This is a genomic window from Sphingobacterium cavernae (assembly GCF_008520265.1).
Lineage (GTDB): Bacteria > Bacteroidota > Bacteroidia > Sphingobacteriales > Sphingobacteriaceae > Sphingobacterium > Sphingobacterium cavernae.
The window spans coordinates 28,983-49,373 of the sequence record NZ_VIQM01000026.1; the positions used below are offsets into that span (position 1 = coordinate 28,983).

Annotated in this window: 17 protein-coding genes; 13 read left to right on the top strand and 4 right to left on the bottom strand. The window is 34.2% G+C overall.

Annotated elements, in window-relative coordinates; translation table 11 throughout:
- Window positions 1-63: 63 nt before the first annotated feature.
- From FLS47_RS05325 to FLS47_RS05365, 9 genes are all read left to right on the top strand, one after another.
- Window positions 64-1,800, top strand: a complete 1,737-nt coding sequence (locus FLS47_RS05325) for a GMC family oxidoreductase (RefSeq protein ID WP_149913345.1) — start codon at window positions 64-66, stop codon at window positions 1,798-1,800.
- A 3-nt stretch (window positions 1,801-1,803) separates the two neighbouring features.
- Window positions 1,804-2,439 carry a gluconate 2-dehydrogenase subunit 3 family protein gene (locus FLS47_RS05330; RefSeq protein WP_149913346.1) on the top strand — a complete coding sequence of 212 codons (636 nt, stop codon included), beginning with the start codon at window positions 1,804-1,806 and terminating at the stop codon, window positions 2,437-2,439.
- A 91-nt stretch (window positions 2,440-2,530) separates the two neighbouring features.
- Window positions 2,531-3,112 (top strand): tRNA-(ms[2]io[6]A)-hydroxylase, encoded by a 582-nt coding sequence (gene miaE / locus FLS47_RS05335; protein ID WP_149913347.1) that lies wholly within the window; start codon window positions 2,531-2,533, stop codon window positions 3,110-3,112.
- Window positions 3,113-3,227: 115 nt separating this feature from the next.
- The gene (locus FLS47_RS05340; protein ID WP_149913348.1) at window positions 3,228-4,262 is read left to right on the top strand and encodes an Atu2307/SP_0267 family LLM class monooxygenase; all 1,035 of its coding nucleotides are present in this window, start codon (window positions 3,228-3,230) and stop codon (window positions 4,260-4,262) included.
- A gap of 115 nt (window positions 4,263-4,377) precedes the next feature.
- Window positions 4,378-4,764, top strand: coding sequence for a Co2+/Mg2+ efflux protein ApaG (apaG, locus tag FLS47_RS05345; protein ID WP_149913349.1), 387 nt, complete (start codon window positions 4,378-4,380; stop codon window positions 4,762-4,764).
- Between the two features lie 85 nt (window positions 4,765-4,849).
- Window positions 4,850-5,515, top strand: a complete 666-nt coding sequence (locus FLS47_RS05350) for an NAD-dependent epimerase/dehydratase family protein (RefSeq protein ID WP_149913350.1) — start codon at window positions 4,850-4,852, stop codon at window positions 5,513-5,515.
- Window positions 5,512-7,377: an ABC-F family ATP-binding cassette domain-containing protein gene (locus FLS47_RS05355; protein ID WP_149913351.1), complete on the top strand. Its 1,866-nt coding sequence runs from the start codon at window positions 5,512-5,514 to the stop codon at window positions 7,375-7,377. The genes FLS47_RS05350 and FLS47_RS05355 overlap by 4 nt, the downstream gene beginning before the upstream one ends.
- Before the next feature lie 60 nt (window positions 7,378-7,437).
- A complete protein-coding gene (mnmG, locus tag FLS47_RS05360) occupies window positions 7,438-9,297 on the top strand; it encodes a tRNA uridine-5-carboxymethylaminomethyl(34) synthesis enzyme MnmG (protein ID WP_149913352.1) in 1,860 nt (619 codons plus the stop codon).
- A 37-nt stretch (window positions 9,298-9,334) separates the two neighbouring features.
- The gene (locus FLS47_RS05365; protein WP_149913353.1) at window positions 9,335-11,005 is read left to right on the top strand and encodes an Ig-like domain-containing domain; all 1,671 of its coding nucleotides are present in this window, start codon (window positions 9,335-9,337) and stop codon (window positions 11,003-11,005) included.
- A 5-nt stretch (window positions 11,006-11,010) separates the two neighbouring features.
- On the opposite strand, the gene FLS47_RS05370 is transcribed toward FLS47_RS05365, so the two are convergent.
- Window positions 11,011-11,529, bottom strand: coding sequence for a gamma carbonic anhydrase family protein (locus FLS47_RS05370; RefSeq protein WP_149913354.1), 519 nt, complete (start codon window positions 11,527-11,529; stop codon window positions 11,011-11,013).
- A 3-nt stretch (window positions 11,530-11,532) separates the two neighbouring features.
- On the bottom strand, window positions 11,533-13,125 hold the full coding sequence (gene nadB, locus FLS47_RS05375; RefSeq protein WP_149913355.1) for an L-aspartate oxidase: 1,593 nt from the start codon (window positions 13,123-13,125) through the stop codon (window positions 11,533-11,535).
- A gap of 478 nt (window positions 13,126-13,603) precedes the next feature.
- Here nadB and nadA point away from each other — a divergent pair, with 478 nt between their 5' ends.
- The 4 genes from nadA (at window position 13,604) to FLS47_RS05395 (ending at window position 18,220) form a co-directional block, all read left to right on the top strand.
- Window positions 13,604-14,602 (top strand): quinolinate synthase NadA, encoded by a 999-nt coding sequence (gene nadA / locus FLS47_RS05380; RefSeq protein ID WP_149913356.1) that lies wholly within the window; start codon window positions 13,604-13,606, stop codon window positions 14,600-14,602.
- A gap of 149 nt (window positions 14,603-14,751) precedes the next feature.
- A complete protein-coding gene (gene thiL / locus FLS47_RS05385; protein ID WP_149913357.1) occupies window positions 14,752-15,792 on the top strand; it encodes a thiamine-phosphate kinase in 1,041 nt (346 codons plus the stop codon).
- A gap of 45 nt (window positions 15,793-15,837) precedes the next feature.
- Window positions 15,838-16,236, top strand: coding sequence for a hypothetical protein (locus FLS47_RS05390; protein WP_149913358.1), 399 nt, complete (start codon window positions 15,838-15,840; stop codon window positions 16,234-16,236).
- 67 nt (window positions 16,237-16,303) lie between these two features.
- On the top strand, window positions 16,304-18,220 hold the full coding sequence (locus tag FLS47_RS05395) for an acetoacetate--CoA ligase (protein WP_149913359.1): 1,917 nt from the start codon (window positions 16,304-16,306) through the stop codon (window positions 18,218-18,220).
- On the opposite strand, the gene FLS47_RS05400 is transcribed toward FLS47_RS05395, so the two are convergent.
- Window positions 18,217-18,669, bottom strand: coding sequence for a hypothetical protein (locus FLS47_RS05400; protein WP_149913360.1), 453 nt, complete (start codon window positions 18,667-18,669; stop codon window positions 18,217-18,219). The two genes, FLS47_RS05395 and FLS47_RS05400, sit on opposite strands and share 4 nt — an antisense overlap.
- Before the next feature lie 56 nt (window positions 18,670-18,725).
- Window positions 18,726-20,333, bottom strand: a complete 1,608-nt coding sequence (locus FLS47_RS05405) for an acyl-CoA carboxylase subunit beta (RefSeq protein WP_149913361.1) — start codon at window positions 20,331-20,333, stop codon at window positions 18,726-18,728.
- Between the last annotated feature and the right edge of the window lie 58 nt (window positions 20,334-20,391).

A 20,391-nucleotide genomic window follows, 5' to 3' on the forward strand; every position in this document is an offset into this window, starting at 1 on the left:
AATGAATTTTTTATATATATTTATTTTACTAATACAAAAGTATAATAAAATATAAACCAAATAATGTCTACGTTTCAAATAATAGAAGAGTCTACAGTATACGATGCCGTAGTGGTCGGATCTGGTGCTGGAGGCGGTATGGCAGGCTATATTCTTGCGAATGCAGGACTTAAAGTCTTGATGCTTGAGGCAGGTCCATTTTTCGATCCTGCTAAAGATGCTTTACAATTGCGATGGCCGTGGGAATCTCCTCGTAGAGGAGCAAGTACTACACGCCCATTCGGAGATTTTGATGCTGCTTTTGGTGGATGGCAATTGGAAGGAGAGCCTTATACGCACGAAAAAGGCACGGAATTCGACTGGTTTAGAGCCCGCATGCTGGGTGGAAGAACCAACCACTGGGGTCGTATTTCTCTACGAATGGGGCCAGATGATTTCAAACCGAAAGATGGATTGACCGATGAATGGCCGATAACATACGATGAAGTAAAGCCTTTTTATGATCGTGTAGATCGTATGATAGGAATCTACGGAACTGTGGAAGGTATTCACAATGAACCTGATGGTATTTTCTTGAAACCACCTAAACCTCGTTTAAGTGAACTTTATATTCGCAAAGCCGGACAAAAATCTGGTGTTCCTGTTATTGCAGGACGTGGATCTGTATTAACTGAAGCATTACCAGGTAACAAAGACAGAGGAGTTTGTTTTTATTGTGGTCAATGTGGTCGTTCTTGTAAAGTCTATGGTGACTTTTCTTCTTCTTCATGCTTGGTAATTCCCGCTATGAAAACTGGTAATTTGACCGTAATAGACAATGCAATGGTGCGTGAGGTGTTAACAAATGATGAAGGCCTTGCTGTCGGGGTTTCTTATGTTAATACTAAAGATTTAAAAGAATATTCCGTTAAAGGAAAAACAGTAATATTAGGTGCTTCTGCCTGCGAAAGTGCGCGCCTTATGCTAAACTCAAAATCTGCATCGCATCCAGGTGGAATTGGAAATAGCTCAGGTCTTGTTGGGAAATACCTACACGATTCGACTGGAGCTGGCTTAGGTGGATTTTTACCTCAGCTTCTTGACCGTAAGAAATATAATGAAGATGGCGTTGGTTCAGTACACATCTATTCTCCATGGTGGCAAGGCGACAAGAAACTTGATTTTGCTAGAGGATATCACATTGAATATTGGGGCGGAATGGGAATGCCAAGTTTTGGTTACTTCCACGGTATTCAAAATTACAATCACCTAGCGCCGAAAGCTGATGGCACAACCAGTGAAAGTGGTGGATATGGCGCTGCCCTGAAGCAAGATTATAAACGTTTTTATGGAGCTTCTGTGGGTATGGATGGTCGTGGTACCGCCATCGCAAGAAAGGAAAACTATTGTGAAATAGATCCTAATAGAGTTGATAAATTCGGTATTCCGGTACTAAAATTCAATTACAAATGGTCGAATGAAGAGGTACTGCAAGCAAAACACATGATGGAAACTTTTCAAGAAATCATGCATAATATGGGCGCAATTATCACTTCACCTATACATGGTGCAGACACCTTGTATGGTTTGCAAACACCGGGTAAAATTATCCATGAAGGTGGTACAACCCGTATGGGCAACGATGCTAAAACATCTGTCTTAAATAAATGGGGACAAGCACACGATTGTAAAAATCTTTATGTGGTAGACGCAGGACCTTTTGTACAGCAAGGTGATAAAAATTTGACTTGGACAATTTTAGCTCTGTCAATGCGTACCGCTGAGTATATTTTAAAGGAAAAAAATAAATTAAATAGCTAAGCAATGAATAGAAGAGATTCATTAAAAGCCTTAGGACTAATTGCAGCTGGATCAGCTGCAGTTTTGTCAACAAATTCATGTGATAATAAACCCGCAAAATCAACGGCAGCAGCAGGTCAAGGAGATAAGTTACCAGGTGTCCAAGATTTTGAACATGAACGTACGCAAAAATTACTTGAAGAAGTTTATTTTGACGAACATGAAATGGCAACAATTGCAGTACTGGCGGATATTATCATTCCAAAAGATGATAACTCACCATCGGCTACAGAGGTTGGCGTTCCAGATTTCATTGAGTTTATCGTTAAAGATATTCCTTCCTACAAATTACCAATGCGAGGCGGCTTGAAATGGTTAGATATACATGCACAAAAAAGATTCAAGAATGTTTTTGTAAAATGTACGAGTGAAGAACAAATTGCAATTGTAGAAGAAATCGCATTCCCTAAGAAAGCAAAACCTGAGGTTTCTCAAGGCGTAAGCTTTTTTAATACTATGCGAGATTTAACTTCTTCGGGATACTATACGACGAAAGAAGGCATTGCAGAAATTGGATATGTAGGCAATAGACCTGGTGTATGGACTGGCGTTCCTGACGAAGTATGGAAAGCCCACGGCTTTGCTTCTAACGAAGGCTAGTTTGTAATATCCAAGACACAAAAGCCAATAGGACGAACTCCTATTGGCTTTTCTATTTGACTATTTTGTATTTTTGTAAAAAAGGGATAATATGCTTGGTTTAAAATTATTGACAGACCCGAGATGGGCTAATATCGCAGAATCTAATTTGGAGGAAATTCTTTCGGATCACGCGTGGTGTGAACAAAAAGCGGCGTCTAATGCTATTATGCTGATAACACAAAATCCAGAATACGAAGATTTGGTTCATGAATTGACGGCTATTGCTATCGAAGAAATGGAACATTTCAAAATGGTAATCGAAATTATCAAAGAAAGAGGATACACTTTAGCGCGCGAACGCAAGGACGATTATGTGGGTCAGTTAATGAAATTTAATAAGAAAGATGGTTCACGCAATCAAGCATTTATCGATAGATTACTTTTCGCTGCGATGATCGAAGCGCGTAGTTGCGAACGATTCCGTGTATTATCTCAAAATATCAATGACAAAGAATTAGCTAAGTTCTATTATGACTTAATGGTCTCTGAGGCCAACCATTATACGACATTTTTAAATTTCGCGCGAAAATATGCTGTTGATGTTGATGTAGAAAAGCGCTGGCAAGAGTGGTTGAACTTCGAAGGAGAGCTTATTCAATCGTACGGCACTAAAGAATATATTCACGGGTAATTCAGTATATTATAGCACCATATCGGTGCTTTTTTTATGTAAAATTCTTAACATAGATTAAGAATATGTGAAGTACAAAGGCCTATTTTTGTGGTATATAGAAAGGAGAATTATTATGTTAGAATTAGGAGTTGGAATGTTTGGCGATTTGCAAATTGATCCTATTACAGGTGAAATTCAATCAGCACAACAACGACTACAAGAAATAATTGAAGAAGTAAAACTAATGGATGAAGTTGGTCTTGATTTCTTTGGTATGGGTGAGCATCATCGCGAAGATTATGCTGTAGCCTCTCCTGAGATTATCTTAGCCGCAGCTGCTTCTGTAACTAAAAATATAAAATTGGGTTCTGCTGTATCTGTTATTAGTTCAACCGATCCAGTAAAACTTTACAAAGATTTTGCTACCGTCGATTTGATCTCTGGCGGTAGAGCTGAAATCATGGCAGGTCGCGGATCTTTCATAGAGTCATTCCCTGTATTTGGATATGATTTAAAAGATTATAGCGAACTTTTTGAAGAAAAACTTGATTTATTATTAAAATTAAGGTCAAATCCAACCATTAACTGGACAGGAAAATTCAGAAAATCATTAATCAATCAAGATATATTTCCTCGTGCTACAGAGAACGGTTTACCTATTTGGGTAGCAGTAGGTGGTACAACTTCATCAGTGATCCGTGCTGGGAAATTAGGATTGCCAGTAATGTTTGCAATAATTGGTGGAGCTTGGGAACAATTCCAACCGTTATTCGAGATGTACAGACAAGCTTATGAAGATAATGGACATGATATGTCCAAATTCCAAGTAGGTGTCCATATGCACTCCTTCTTCGGCGATGACAGTAAAAATATAGCAGACAGCTACTACCCTACTTATTCTGCACAAATGAATAGAATAGGTGGATCTAGAGGATGGCCACCATATCAACGATCGCAGTATGATTTTGGCCGTTCGTCTTTAGGACATTTGATCGTAAGTGACGCAACTCAAGCAATAGACAAAATATTAGCTATACAAGAAAAATTTGGTTTGACACGTTTTTCAGCTCATATGGATGTAGGTAGTCCTGATCACAAGGATATGATGAAATCAATAGAAATATTTGGAACTAAAATAGCTCCAAAAGTTCGTGAAGCGACTAAGTAAATATTTTATACAATAGGGTAAACTTTTGTTTACCCTATTTTTTCACTTTTCATTTAGCTCCCTAATATATTATTATGAAATAACAGTGTAAGTTGTTAAATTTGAAATAATTAGTATGATCACACAGTCAACATCAGGCGTCAGTATATCAGTCGAGTACGAGTATCAACCCGAATACTCTAATCCTGAGAATATGCATTATATGTTTGCATATAGGATTACTATTGAAAATATTTCCGATCATACCATTCAGTTATTAAGCAGGCATTGGGATATTTTTGATTCTATCGGCGAAACTAAAGAAGTCGATGGGGATGGTGTCGTAGGTCTGCAACCTATTCTTGCGCCAGGAGAATCGCATCAATATATCTCTGGGTGCAATCTCAAAAGTGAAGTTGGTTACATGGAAGGCTATTACACCATGAAAAGAGAAGTCGATAATTATCTTTTTGAAGTAAACATTCCAAGATTCAATCTTATCGCCTCATTTAAGTTAAATTAACAGCTATTTGTCATAAACAGACCTACTATTATAGTTTTTTAACATACAAAATCGAATTAATACGTATTTTTGTAATTGGATAGTTATGTCTGATACAAAGTACGAAGCATTGGTTTTAGGGTCTTCTGGTTTAATAGGAATGGAGACAATAAATTTATTATTGAAAAATGATAAATATGAGACTATTTATGCAATTACTCGATCTGAATTACCCATTAAGAACAATAGACTTATTCAGATTATCGCAGATTATCATAGTATCGAAACGCATATAAATGATCTTCATATAGACCATTTTTTTTGTTGTATTGGATCAACCAAAGCCAAGACACCTGATAGAGATAAGTATTACGAAATCGATTTGGAATATCCAAAAAAAGTCGCAAGAAGTATAATTGCTAATGGAACTACTACCCTATGTCTTGTCAGCAGTATTGGCGCAAATCCAACTTCCAACAATTTTTATTTAAAATTAAAAGGAGATGTTGAAGAATCCTTAAAAGCTATTGGGTTTAAGAGTTTTCATATTTTTAGACCTTCTCTCCTACTTGGAAATAGAAAAGAATTTCGTTTGATGGAAAAAATAGCACAACTCATCTACCCGATTTTTAATTTTCTATTAATTGGCAAAATGAAAGATTATAGAAGTATAAAAGCAAAAGATATTGCATCCGCTATGATTAACGTTTCAATAACGTCCAATCCCGGCGTACACATATACCAAACACAACTTATAAAAGAATTAGCGTGAGTATTATTAGCACAGAACAAGTTGGTCATTCTTTCAATGACAAGTGGCTATTTAAAGAATTACATTTTGGATTACAAAAAGGTGATCGAGTTGCATTAGTCGGAATTAATGGAACTGGAAAATCAACTTTATTAAAGATTCTAGCAGAACTATTTCCACCTCAACAAGGAAAAGTAGTAAAAGAAAAAGGTATTCGCATTGGCTATTTGCCACAAGACCCAGATTTCACAGGGCTAAATACGATTAATGATTTCATTTTTTCTAATGATAATGAGCAACAGCAATTAATCAAAGAATACGAAGAAATTGTAGAAAAAGAAATTGTTGATGAGCAAAAATTAGCTGATATCATGGATCGCATGACAGCTCTAGACGCTTGGGAATATGAAAACGATATTAAGACAATTCTTAATCGTCTTTCCATCTCCAATTTTGATCAGAAAATAGATAGCCTTTCTGGCGGTCAAAAGAAAAGACTTTCTTTAGCCAAGCTTTTAATAGATGAGGCTGATGTATATATCTTAGATGAGCCTACGAATCATTTGGACATTGAAACAATAGAATGGCTTGAAAAACTTCTGACAACTGGTCAAAAAACAGTTTTAGTAGTTTCTCACGATAGATACTTCTTAGATAATATTTGTACAGAAATAAGAGAACTAGATAAAGGCAAGTTATTTTCATACAAAGGCAATTATGGCTATTTCTTAGAGAAGAAAGCAGAAAGAGAATATAACGATGTACTATCGGCTGAAAAGGCAAGAAATCTACTTCGCACAGAATTAGAATGGATGCGCCGCCAACCAAAAGCACGAGGCACAAAATCTAAATCAAGAATTGACTCTTTTTACGAACTGGAAGAGAAGTCAAAAGGTCCTCGTACGCAAGATAAAGTTCAGTTGAGCGTAAAAGTATCCAGACAGGGAAATAAAATTCTTGAATTAGAAAACGTAAGTAAGTCTTTTAAAAACAAAACTGTAATCGAAAACTTTTCCTACACCTTCAAAAAAGGTGATCGTATAGGTTTAACGGGAAAAAATGGGACAGGAAAAAGTACATTCTTAAACTTGATTACCCTAAACTTACCTCAGGATAATGGTGTAATTAGTGTTGGGGAAACTACAAAATATGGATATTACAAACAGGGTGGTTTAGAATTTAGTGAAGGAGAACGCGTTTTAGATGTGGTCAAAAATATTGCTGACTATATTCAAATGGCAAATGGCGATACGCTTACAGCTTCTCAACTATTGACATTATTTCTTTTCCCACCTGAAAAGCAATTTGGTTTAGTTTCTAAGTTGAGCGGTGGAGAGCGTAAGAGATTACAATTAATGCGTGTACTAATGGCAAATCCAAATTTCTTAATTCTGGATGAGCCATCCAATGACTTGGACATTGACACATTAAATGTATTAGAAGATTTTCTTGTAAACTTCCCAGGTATTTTAATTCTAGTTTCTCACGACAGGTATCTAATTGACAAATTAACAGATCAGCTTTTTATATTCGACGGAACTGGAACTGTATCTATTTACAACGGTAATTACGCAGATTTCAAATTCGAACAAGAAGAAAGAATTAAAGAAGAAAAACTTTTAGAGAAAAAATTAAAAGCAAACCCTACGCCTATCCAAATAGAATCTGAAAAGAAGAAATTATCCTTTAAAGAGATAAAGGAATATGAAGAATTAGAATCTATTATTTCGGATTTAGAAGATATAATACAAGAGAAAACTAAAGAATTAAATAATACAACTGATCATCAACTTTTATCAAGCCTAGCTAAAGAAGTAGAAATTTTACAAAAACAGCTTGATCAGAAATCAGATCGTTGGATTGAATTAGCAGAATATATATAACGTTTCACGTGAAACGTTGATAAAAAAACAATTGTTTCACGTGAAACAAGGTAATTAAATATGTTTAATAAATATAATGTAATCGTAGTTGGAGCAGGACATGCAGGTTGTGAAGCCGCGGCTGCTGCTGCTAACCTTGGATCATCTACCCTACTTATCACTATGAATATGGGAGTAATAGCTCAAATGAGCTGTAACCCTGCGATTGGTGGTGTAGCAAAAGGTCAAATTGTACGTGAAATTGATGCAATGGGTGGATACACTGGTATTATTGCGGATAAATCAACAATTCAATTTAGGATGTTGAATAAATCAAAAGGACCCGCTATGTGGAGTCCACGTACGCAGAATGATAGAATGCGCTTTGCAGAAGAATGGAGATGGCAATTAGAATCCTTACCAAACTTAGATATTTGGCAAGATACCGTTAAAGAAGTGATTGTAGAAGGTAATACTATTAAAGGTGTTATTACATCACTAGGAATACGCATAGAAGCGGATGCTGTAGTACTTACAAACGGAACATTCTTAAATGGTATAATACATATCGGTGAGAAAAAATTTGGTGGCGGTCGTACTGGTGAAAAATCAGCAACTGGTTTAACTGAACAACTTGTGTCCTTGGGTTTCGAATCTGGCCGTATGAAAACCGGAACTCCTCCTCGAATTGATGGTAGAAGCTTAAACTACTCTTTGATGGAGGAACAATGGGGAGATGATGATGGTGGAAGATTCTCTTATACAGATATAGAATTACCAATCGAAAAAAGATGTTGTTGGATTACGTATACAAATGATAAAGTCCACGAAATCCTAAAAACAGGATTTGAAAAATCTCCAATGTTTACAGGACGAATTAAAGGACTCGGTCCAAGATATTGTCCATCTATTGAAGACAAAATAAATCGTTTTGCAGAAAGAGATAGACATCAAATTTTCGTAGAACCTGAAGGTTTCAGAACAGTCGAAATATATGTAAATGGCTTTTCTACATCATTACCAGAAGATGTTCAACAAAAAGCATTGCGATTAATTCCTGGTTTTGAAAACGCAAAAATGTATAGACCAGGATATGCCATAGAATATGATTACTTCCCTCCTATGCAATTGGATTTGACATTAGAAACATTACGTGTCAAAAATTTATTTTTTGCAGGACAAATCAACGGTACTACAGGTTATGAAGAAGCAGCTGCACAGGGTTTCATTGCTGGAGTTAATGCTCATCAAAAAACTAGAGATCTACACGAATTAATTTTGAAGCGTTCAGAATCTTACATAGGAGTATTGATAGATGATCTAGTTACCAAAGGTACAGAAGAACCCTATCGTATGTTTACATCTAGAGCAGAACATCGTTTACTTCTTCGTCAAGATAATGCAGATATTAGATTGACACCAATTGCACATAAACTTGGCTTAGTTTCAGATGAACGTTTAGCTAAAGTGAATAAGAAAGTACAAGATTCTGACGATTTGATTAGATACATGAAAAATAATTCAATAGAACCATCGGGTATAAATTCTATACTATCCGAGATTGGTTCTGGTGAATTAACTCAAAAAACTCGTTTGTATAATGTATTGAGTAGACCGCACGTTAGTATTCGACATTTAGCAGATGCAGATCAGGAGTTCAAAGTAGTAACTGAAGCATATGATAAGGACACTATAGAACAAGCTGAAATAAAAGTAAAATACGATAGCTACTTCGAGAAAGAATTAGAAATTGTAAACAAAATGAAAAAAATGGAAGATAAAGAGATCAATCCAGACTTTGATTATAAATCACTTACTTCCCTTTCAATCGAAGCACGCGAAAAACTATTAAAAGTTAAACCAAGAACACTTGGTCAAGCTTCACGTATATCTGGTGTATCACCATCAGATATTAGTATATTAATGGTTCACATGAACTAAAGAAATCATAAATTAGCGGTATAAGAGAAATACTTTTATGAATACAACCATTTTTGAAGAGAATTTGAAATCGAAAATAAAAAGTTTACGAAACAACTTTATATTTGTTTTCGCCATACTTATATCGCTAACACTTGCACGTTGTGCAAATATGCAAACACCAACGGGAGGACCAAAAGATTCAATTCCTCCTATTATACTATCGGAAAATCCCGTAAATTTTAAACGAAATTTTACCGATAAACAAATTGTTCTAGAGTTTAATGAATATATTAAGCTAAACAATTATCAAAAAGAATTTAGTATATCTCCTGATTTAGAAAAACAACCAGATTATAAGGTAAAAAAGAAAAATCTAATAATCACTTTGCCTGATTCGCTGGAACAAAATACTACTTATACAATAAATTTTGGTAAAGGTTTAGTAGATTTTAATGAAGGAAATCCAATAGTAAATTACAATTATGTATTTGCCACTGGCCCTGAATTAGATTCACTCTCTGTATCAGGTTCTGTTAAAAATGCCTATACCAAAACATTCGATCCAAAAGAAGATTTATCTGTTCGAGTTTTACTGATACCTACAAGACAAGATTCTATTTTCGGAAAACGGAAAGCCAATATATTTACAAGTGTAGACAGTTCAGGTAATTTTATAATTAAAAATCTAAGAGAAGATACATATAGAATATATGCACTGAAAGAAGAGAATAACGATCGTATATATAATAATCCAGATGAACTAATAGGATTTCTTCCAGATAGCATTGTATTGAAAGAAAACATAGAGGATATAAAACTGGAATATTCAAAAGGAAAACCAAAAGATTTTAGAATTCCTGAAAGAAAAATTCAAAAGGATAGTCGCATTTCTATTAAGTTCAACCAGCCTCTTGATTCCCCTTCTACACGAATTATCTTTCCAGAAGATCTACAAAAAGACGCGTATTACAAATATGCTGATACAAATGATTCTCTTTATATTCTTTTACCTAAAATGGAATTTGATTCCATTAAAATAGAAGTTTCTAATAGAAATAATATACTTGATACTACATTATTGCGTAGAGGTAAAAATGATAAATACAATAGAGAATTGATACCTAAACTTAATGTTACAAATAAGGTTGATAAAATCAACCACATTACAATCACAAGTGATTTTCCTATAGCCAACATTGATAAAGAAAAATTGATATTAAAAGAAGACAGTGTATTCAGACGTAACTTTCAACTACAGAAAGATACATTAAATTCTAACCTATATCATGTTCGATTTAATTGGAGAACAAAGCGTAAATATGAATTCACAATTCAAGAAAATGCTATTACTTCTATTTTTAATGACACAAATAAGGAATTGGTTACTACCGTTACTTTAGATGAAACCGATAACTTTGGAGATATAAATTTCATCATTAACGATCTAGACAGTAATACTAATTATATTGTCCAGTTAATGGATGATAAAAAAGAAAAAGTAATAGATAATAAGTATATATACAATACGAAAGAACTCAGATACACTAAATTTCCTGGAGGAAAATATATATTACGCATAATCAAAGATCTCAATGAGAATAAACGATGGGATGGTGGTGATGTGTATAATAAGACACAAGCTGAACCAATATGGTATATGGATAAATCATTTACGATACGTGCAAATTGGGAACAATCCGAAACAATTTCACCCAAATTTGAATAAACTATCTATTTCAGATTTGTAAACCAAGAGGAATAAAGTACATAATTGTGCGGAAGATTTTCTAATAAAGCCATTTGCTCATCTGTAAGTGGCTTTATTTTTTTAGCAGGTACACCAGCATACAAATAACCTGATTCACATAGTGTATTCTCTAATACGACTGCTCCCGCAGCTATAATTACTTTAGATTGAATCACAGCTTTATCCATAACAATAGCTCCCATACCAATCAAAACGTAATCTTCAATAACACAACCATGTACTAATGCATTGTGCCCTATATTCACATAATTACCTATATCCGTACCATTTTTTAAATACGTTCCATGAATAGTAGCATTATCTTGGATATTAGTGTAGTTTCCAATTCTAATATAATTTACATCACCACGAACTACTGCGTTAAACCAAATAGAACAGTGATGACCAATAGTTACATCTCCCACAATAGTACAATTCGGTGCAATAAACGTTTCTTCAGCTATATACGGAAAACTTTCTTTGACTGGTAAAATAGTAGCCATAATCTATAATATTGTATCTTCTAATACGTCTGCATGATTTGGGAAGTCTGTTGTATAATGCAATCCCCTACTCTCTTTACGGTTCATCGCAGATTTAACCACCAAATATGCTACCTGAATAACATTTCGCAATTCACAAAGTTTCACAGAAAGCTTTGTATTTTTATAAAAAGATTCTGTTTCCTCATGCAACAAACCTAATCTTCGCATCGCTCTCTCTAATCTAAAGTCCGAACGAACGATTCCTACATAATCAGACATAAACTTTTGTGTTTCACGAAGATTATGCGTTACTAAAATATCTTCATTTAATAATTTAGTATTTGAATCATCCCAATCAGGTATATTTTCCTTATAAGAAATTGAATTAATTTTCTTTTCAGCATCTACAAAAATACGATGTGCATACACTGCGGCTTCTAATAAAGAATTGGAAGCCAATCGATTAGCACCATGTAGACCAGTAGAAGAGCATTCGCCACATGCATACAAATTCTCGATACTACTAGCGCCATATTCATCAACCAATATACCTCCACACAAATAATGTGCAGCCGGGGTTACTGGAATATAATCTTTAGTCATATCTAAACCAATAGAAAGACATTTTTCGTAGATATTTGGAAAATGTGAAAGCAAATCTTCTAACGGTTTATGCGTGATATCTAAATACACATAATCCAAACCAGATTTTTTCATTTCAGAATCAATGGCACGCGCTACGATATCTCTTGGAGCTAATGATCCACGTGAATCATACTCTTCCATGAAAGATTCTCCATTTGCTCTTCGCAAAATTCCACCGAAACCGCGTACAGCTTCCGAAATTAAAAATGCTGGATATTCGCTTGGATTGTATAAGGCTGTAGGATGGAATTGAATAAATTCCATATTACGTACTTTTCCTTTGGCTCTATACACCATCGCTATACCATCACCGGTTGCAATAGTTGGATTAGTCGTACTTGAATATACATGACCAGCACCTCCAGATGCCATTAAAGTAATTTTGGATAGAAATTTTTCTACAATTCCTGTACGTGTATTAAAAGCATAAATTCCGTAGCATTCTATATCCGTAGATTTTTTATCCACATGTACCCCCATATGGTGTTGCGTAATCAAATCTACAGCGAAATAATGCGTAAGAATTTCAATATTTGGATGTTGATGAACTTTCTCTAGCAATGCACGCTCTATCTCATAACCCGTAATATCCTTATAATGTAAGATACGATGTGCAGAATGTCCACCCTCTTTTGCTAAATCATATTCACCAGAATCTTCCTTGTCAAATGAAGTCCCATATGCTATCAATTCTTCAATTCGCGCTGGACCTTCCTTTATTACGTTTTCCACAATTTGTGGATTACATAAACCATCACCTGCAATTAATGTGTCTTCAATGTGATTTGCAAAGCTATCTGATTGATCTGTAACCACTGCCACACCACCTTGTGCATATTTTGTATTTGATTCATCTTCGTTGGATTTTGTAACTATTAACACTTTACCAACATTCGCAGCTTTTAATGCAAAACTCAAACCTGCAATTCCCGACCCTACTACCAAAAAATCTACTTTTCTTTCCGACATAAACCTATTGTATGCTTAAAAATTGAAACAAATTAACAAATAATGTGGAAAACGTGTAAATAAAACGTTAATTAAATTTTAAAACTATTTATTATTCCACAAACCGACATATTTACACACATGTTTCACGTGACGAGTATGAAAAAATAGACGATATATTAACAATTATTTAACAAGGAGTAATTCACAAAATCTTATGGAAAATAAAAAATATGAAAAATCACAGTACTGTAAATCAGCACTAAAAGATCTGATATCTGTGGATAAATTGTTGAAAAGTACAAGATAACTCAAAAATGAAATTTAAAAACATACAGTTATCCCCATTTTCCACAGACTAATAAACAATAAGACTCTCTCTTATAAAAAAGATTATTATTTATTGAAAAAAAGGAATGTGAATTTCGTTTGAATTTCTTTGTTTACTTTTGTGAAGTTGATTAGTCAAAGTGATTAACCAAATTACAGAAGAGAGAGAATGAATAACACTTATCAAAGAGATTTGGAAGCAAAGGGCTTCATTGATCTTCCTGTGGATCCAAGTTTGGATTTAGTTCAGGAAATTCTACGTTTGAAAAAAGAGAAAAATGCTGTTATTCTGGCGCATTATTACCAAGATGCTGAGATTCAGGATTTAGCTGACTATATTGGAGATAGTTTGGGGCTTTCGCAACAAGCTGCTAAGACTGATGCAGATGTGATTGTGTTTGCTGGTGTGCATTTCATGGCAGAAACCGCAAAAATTCTTTCACCTTCCAAAAAAGTGTTATTGCCGGATTTGAAAGCAGGTTGTTCGTTGTCGGATTCTTGTCCGCCTCATCTTTTTGCAAAATTCAAAGAGCAATATCCTGATCATTTGGTGATTACATACGTCAATTGTACAGCAGAATTGAAGGCGTTATCGGATATTGTGTGTACTTCGAGCAATGCTGTGCAGATTGTAGAGTCACTTCCAGCTGATCAAAAGATTATTTTTGGTCCCGATCGCAATCTCGGCGATTATGTGAAGAAGAAAACGGGGCGTGATATGGTGCTTTGGAACGGTGCTTGTATGGTTCACGAGATTTTTTCACGTGAAAAAATTGAAAATCTACGTGCAGAATATTCTGGATCAAAATTTATTGCCCATCCAGAATGTGAAGAACATATTTTGGCTGAAGCAGACTACATTGGATCGACTTCTGGAATGTTGAAATACACCATTGAAGATGAGGCTTCTACCTATATTGTGGCAACAGAATCTGGTATTTTGCATCAAATGCAAAAATCTAGCCCACATAAAACTTTTATTCCGGCTCCGCCGAATAATGCTTGTGCTTGCAACGATTGTCCACACATGAAATTGAATACATTGGAAAAATTATACAACTGTTTGAAATACGATCAACCAGAAATCGTTCTTCCAGAAGATGTAATCAATAGAGCACAAAAACCGATTGAACGGATGTTGGAAATTTCAGCACGTTTAGGCTTATAAAATTAACATGTTTCACATGGAAACTTGATTATTTATGTGGAACACTGTTCAAAAATTTAGAAATGGGGCATTTTTTACATTTTCCCTATTTTTAGCTCTTCTATCCATGGGAGATTAATCTGTATCTTTGTTGTGGAAAAAATGTGAATATGTTTGATAATATAGATAAAACTGATATAAGCGAATTAGGTGAATTTGGTTTAATAAAACACCTTACACAAGCTGTAGAATTGACACAGGAATCTACGCACAAAGGAATAGGTGATGATGCTGCAGTGATGGATTTTACTGGTTATAAAACCTTGATTTCTACGGATTTACTATTAGAAAATGTTCATTTCGATTTGCGTTATGTTCCACTTAAACACTTAGGTTACAAGGCAGTACAAGTTAATTTGTCGGATATTTATGCGATGAATGGTATAGCATCGCAAATAACTTTTTCTATTGGACTTTCATCTAAATTTCCATTAGAAGCAGTAGAAGAAATTTACGAAGGCGCTTTAATTGCTTGTAAAAAATTCGGTGTTGATTTGGTTGGTGGTGATACTTCAGCATCATCACAAGGCTTGGTAATTTCTGTGACAAGTATTGGCTATGCAAACGAAGATAAAATTGCTTATCGCTCAGGTGCAAAAGAAGGTGATTTATTGTGTGTTTCTGGTGACTTGGGTGGAGCTTACGTAGGACTTCAGCTTTTGGAAAGAGAGAAGCAAATTTATTTGGAAAATCCTAATATTCAGCCAGATCTAGAAGGTAAAGATTATATTATAGAGCGACAATTAAAGCCTGAAGCACGTAAGGATGTAGTAGAATTATTAAAACATTTGGATATTACACCTACTTCTATGATTGATGTATCAGATGGTTTGGCATCAGAGATTTTACATATTTGTAATGCATCAAATGTAGGTTGCAAATTGTACGAAGATAAAATACCTTTAGATCCAATGACTTACGAAACTGCGCGAGAATTTGGATTGGATCCTACGGTATGTGCATTGAATGGTGGTGAAGATTATGAATTGTTATTCACTATTCCTCAAACTGATTACGATAAAGTTAAAGGGCAATTGGATATTTCTGTAATTGGTTATATTACTGAAGTTAATGCCGGAAGAGAAATGATATCTAAATCAAATAATGTGCATGAAATTAAAGCACAAGGTTGGAATGCTTTTAAAAAGTAAGAATAAAATAACTAAATAGATGGTTAATTTTTTTATGTTTATAGCATGAAAAAATTAACCATTTTATTTGCTTCTATAATTTTTCTAGCTGCTTGTGACACTAAAGAAACACGCGTATTTAAGTTTACACAACATGTAAACGATAAGGAAAACGAAATAAAGGATGAATTTCTTATCAAATCTAAAGCGTTCTATGTCAATAAGAAAGAAATAAATTTAGATCTGATTCTGAAAACAAGGGCGATTGATACGATACCTGGTGTTGATATTCCTAAGATAGAAAAAGTCGTTACAACATTATTTGAAAAAAATCCAAACGGAAAGGATATAATTGATGGCGGAACTGAAGTGAATCTACGGTTATATAATTCTGCTGGTGTGAAAATATCCGAAATTCCACTCAAAGATTACAGTACAAAAGATCTAATTATACTGAATAAGTAATCAAAAAAGGTCATTGTTAATTGCAATGACCTTTTTAGTATATTTAAGTGTACCAAATTATAAACATATGTCAATATCATTGTGGACTCCTTCCCAAGACTATGTAGAAAGTTCAGTCTTATTTGCTTTCAAAAATTTTGTAGAATCAAAATACGAATTACAATTTGCTGATTATCATGATTTTCATCAATGGTCGATAAATAATATAGCAGACCTTTGGGAATCCATACTCCTATTTTTTGATATTAGTTATACGGGTAATTATTCAAAAGTCTTGGATTGGGATGCAAATAGTGAAAATTTTATTGATGCTAAATGGTTTGATGGTATAGAACTTTCCTATTCGGAACATATTTTTAAATATTATGAAGAAGATAGTATTGCTTTAAAATTTCAATCCGAATACGAAGATTATGAAGAAATTACTTGGAAGGAATTACATTGTAAAGTGAGTAAGATTCAACAATATTTGTTGGATAAAGGAATTAAAAAAGGTGATAGAATAGTTGGGGTATTGAATAATCGTGTAGAAACGATAGCTATCTTTTTGGCTGTTAATTCTTTAGGAGCTGTTTGGTCTTGTTGTTCACCTGATTTTGGAGATAAAGCTCTAGTTGAACGATTTGAACAAATAGAACCCAAGTTACTTTTTATTGAAACAGAATATCAATATAATAATAAAAAATTCTTTAAAAAGGGAACTTTAGACATGTTGGTAAGTAAGTTAATAACCTTGCAAGAGGTTGTTAATGTGAATGATAGTGTGTGGAAAGTAGAGTTGGATAATTACAAATCTAAGGATTTGATGTTTACTAGAGTTCCTTTTTCCCACCCTATTTGGATATTGTATTCGTCAGGTACAACTGGTAAACCTAAAGCTATTACGCATAGTACAGGCGGAAATCTTCTGGAGCATTATAAAGCGTTGTCATTGCATCAGAATGTACAAGCAGGAGAAAATTTTTTGTGGTATTCGACTACAGGTTGGATGATGTGGAATTACGCTTTATCTTCTCTTCTTTGTGGTGGTACATTATGTATTTTCGATGGAATAATAAATCACAATAATAACCAGACTTTTTGGGATTTCATTAAGCAAGCTCACGTAGATCATTTAGGTGCTGGAGCAGTTTATTTTACTTCTATTGAAGATTTAGATATAAAGAATTACGAACCTAAAGTAGTTGGATCTACTGGTTCTCCTCTACCGGCATCTACTTTCGAAGCTTTACAAGCTAAATTTCCTAATGCGCATATTATTTCCTTAAGTGGTGGTACAGATGTTTGTTCAGCCTTTCTATCTGGAAATTCCTTATTGCCTGTATATGCAGGACAATTGCAATGTAAAGCATTAGGTGCTGATATAGCAGCTTACAATGAGCAAGGTGAGGAAATTATAGATGAAGTCGGTGAATTGATTATAAAGCAGCCTATGCCTTCTATGCCTTTATATTTTTGGAATGATAGTAATAATGAAAAATACAAAGAAAGCTATTTTGATAAATTTCCCAATGTTTGGGCTCATGGGGATTGGATCAAGATAAATAGCGATGAAGGAATACTAATTTATGGTCGTTCGGATGCAACACTGAATCGTGGAGGTGTGCGAATAGGTACAGCTGAAATTTATAATGCTGTAAATGATTTGGAGGAAGTTAAAGATTCTTTGGTTGTCACGACAGATGAAAGTGATGGTTCTTCCAAAATGTTGCTATTTGTGCAATTGATAGATGATCTAGAATTAAATTATGAACTTCAAACTAAATTGAAAAGTAATCTCAGAAAGCAATATAGTCCACGACATGTACCAGATGTTATTTTTCAGGTAAAAGATATTCCATATACTTTGAGTGGTAAAAAGCTAGAAATACCCGTTAAAAAGATTTTTTCTGGTGTTTCAATTGAAAAAGTAGTTTCCAAGGATATTATGCGTAATCCGGAAAGTCTTAAAAATTTTTCAGCAATATATCAAAAATACTTCTAAAAATTTTTCATAGCTACTAATTCTAATTTATAACTAATTACAGGACTTGAACTTTCTGCATTCAATATTAACTTATCGCCATCAAAATGATATTTATATTTTCCAGATAAATAGTACGGATATTTAAATTGAAGTGTTCTAATTAATGTATCTTGAAAAGTGATAGTATTGTTTTCAATTGAATATTTACCTGAGCCAGAAACAACATAATACATATACTTGTCTATTTGATAACTAGTTTTATTTTGATTATTGAATGAGAAAGTATTATCATGATTTAAGAATAATTCTACATTTTTTAAGATTATATTATAATTCATATCCTTAGCTTGAAAATTGCCAACAAAAGCAGTTGTTGGAAATGGAACGGAAGGTTCATCTTTCTTGCAGGAAGTATTTAAAATGCTAAGTATACAAAGTAGAGTAGAAATCTTTAATATAGTTTTCATAATTAATTGTTTAGTATGATTATAACGATATAAAATAATTTTTGCTACAAAATATTTTATGTTTGTATTACCCCAACATTATATCTAGGAATATCTGCATTCTGATTAGCGGCTTCTATTCCCATTGAAATTATCTTTCGTGTGTCTTTTGGATCAATGACTCCGTCTACCCAAAGTCGAGCTGCTGCATAATATGGGCTTAATTGCTCATTGTAACGGTCTTCAATCTCATTTAATAAAATTTGTTTTTCTTCTTCACTAAGTAATACCCCTTTAACCTTCAATGTTGCTTCTTGTATTTGTAATAATGTTTTACCAGCTGAAGCCCCACTCATCACCGCCATTTGAGCTGTAGGCCATGCATAGATTAGTCGAGGATCATAGGCTTTCCCACACATCGCATAATTTCCCGCGCCATAGCTATTTCCTGTTATAAAAGTAAATTTCGGTACTACAGAATTCGCCATGGCATTAACCATTTTTGCTCCATCTTTAATGATTCCAGCATGCTCGGAACGAGAACCAACCATAAATCCAGTTACGTCTTGAAAGAATACTAAAGGAATTTTTTGTTGGTTACAATTCATAATGAAACGAGCTGCTTTGTCTGCGGAATCCGAATAGATTACACCACCCATTTGCATTTCTTGTGTACCACCTGGTTTCTTTGCTTTCACAATTTCGCGTTGATTAGCAACAATACCTACAGCCCAACCATCTATTCGTGCTAAAGCACAAACAATAGTCTTTCCATAGTCTTTTTTGTATTCCTCTAAAGAATCCGCATCGACAATAGCGTCTAAGATTGAAATCACATTATAGGGTTTTAACCTGTCTTCCGGTAAATTCTTGTAGATTGATTCGGGAGTCAATTTGGGTAATTTTGCTACTATTTTAGAATATCCCGCTTTAGGGTTCTCTCCTATTTTATCTATTATATTTTTGATAGCATCTAAGCAAGATTCATCATCAGGATATTTGTTATCTACTACACCCGAAATTTCGGTATGTGTAGCCGCCCCACCCAAAGTTTCGTTATCAATAACTTCACCAATAGAAGATTTTACCAAATAAGATCCTGCTAAGAATACCGAACTTGTTCCTTCTACGATTAATGCATAATCAGACATAATAGGTAAATAAGCTCCACCGGCTACGCAAGAACCCATAATTGCTGCTATTTGTGGAATGCCCATAGCGGACATTTTAGCATTATTTCTAAATATTCGACCAAAATGTTCTTTATCTGGAAATATTTCTTCCTGCATAGGCAGATAGACACCTGCAGAATCTACCAAATAAATAATAGGTAATTTATTCTCCATAGCAATTTCCTGCGCTCGGAGATTCTTCTTACCCGAAATAGGAAACCAAGCTCCTGCTTTTACCGTTGCATCATTAGAAACGACAACGCACAATCTATTTTTTACATAACCAAGAACAACAACAACGCCTGCATTGGGACATCCGCCATGCTCGACATACATATTATCCGCTGCGAAAGTTCCTATTTCAGTATAAGGGTTTTCTTCATCCAAAAGATAAATAATACGCTCCCAAGCAGTCAGCTTTCCTTTTGATTTATGCTTTTGAATTTTATCAATACCACCGCCTAAGTGGAGTTGTTCGTACTTTTTCTTAAGATTGTCAAGAAGCTTTTGCATAAGTGATTTTTATTAAAATAAAAATTTACAGTTGGTTATTTTATTTAATATTTTAAAT

Bases quoted from the DNA above. Each gene is read 5' to 3' on its own strand.
- FLS47_RS05395 (WP_149913359.1), top strand. From the start codon at position 16,304: ATGTCAATATCATTGTGGACTCCTTCCCAAGACTATGTAGAAAGTTCA.
- FLS47_RS05340 (WP_149913348.1), top strand. From the start codon at position 3,228: ATGTTAGAATTAGGAGTTGGAATGTTTGGCGATTTGCAAATTGATCCT.
- nadB (WP_149913355.1), bottom strand. From the start codon at position 13,125: ATGTCGGAAAGAAAAGTAGATTTTTTGGTAGTAGGGTCGGGAATTGCA.
- FLS47_RS05405 (WP_149913361.1), bottom strand. From the start codon at position 20,333: ATGCAAAAGCTTCTTGACAATCTTAAGAAAAAGTACGAACAACTCCAC.
- thiL (WP_149913357.1), top strand. From the start codon at position 14,752: ATGTTTGATAATATAGATAAAACTGATATAAGCGAATTAGGTGAATTT.
- FLS47_RS05350 (WP_149913350.1), top strand. From the start codon at position 4,850: ATGTCTGATACAAAGTACGAAGCATTGGTTTTAGGGTCTTCTGGTTTA.
- mnmG (WP_149913352.1), top strand. From the start codon at position 7,438: ATGTTTAATAAATATAATGTAATCGTAGTTGGAGCAGGACATGCAGGT.
- FLS47_RS05325 (WP_149913345.1), top strand. From the start codon at position 64: ATGTCTACGTTTCAAATAATAGAAGAGTCTACAGTATACGATGCCGTA.
- miaE (WP_149913347.1), top strand. From the start codon at position 2,531: ATGCTTGGTTTAAAATTATTGACAGACCCGAGATGGGCTAATATCGCA.
- nadA (WP_149913356.1), top strand. From the start codon at position 13,604: ATGAATAACACTTATCAAAGAGATTTGGAAGCAAAGGGCTTCATTGAT.
- FLS47_RS05365 (WP_149913353.1), top strand. From the start codon at position 9,335: ATGAATACAACCATTTTTGAAGAGAATTTGAAATCGAAAATAAAAAGT.
- FLS47_RS05330 (WP_149913346.1), top strand. From the start codon at position 1,804: ATGAATAGAAGAGATTCATTAAAAGCCTTAGGACTAATTGCAGCTGGA.
- FLS47_RS05370 (WP_149913354.1), bottom strand. From the start codon at position 11,529: ATGGCTACTATTTTACCAGTCAAAGAAAGTTTTCCGTATATAGCTGAA.
- apaG (WP_149913349.1), top strand. From the start codon at position 4,378: ATGATCACACAGTCAACATCAGGCGTCAGTATATCAGTCGAGTACGAG.
- FLS47_RS05400 (WP_149913360.1), bottom strand. From the start codon at position 18,669: ATGAAAACTATATTAAAGATTTCTACTCTACTTTGTATACTTAGCATT.
- FLS47_RS05390 (WP_149913358.1), top strand. From the start codon at position 15,838: ATGAAAAAATTAACCATTTTATTTGCTTCTATAATTTTTCTAGCTGCT.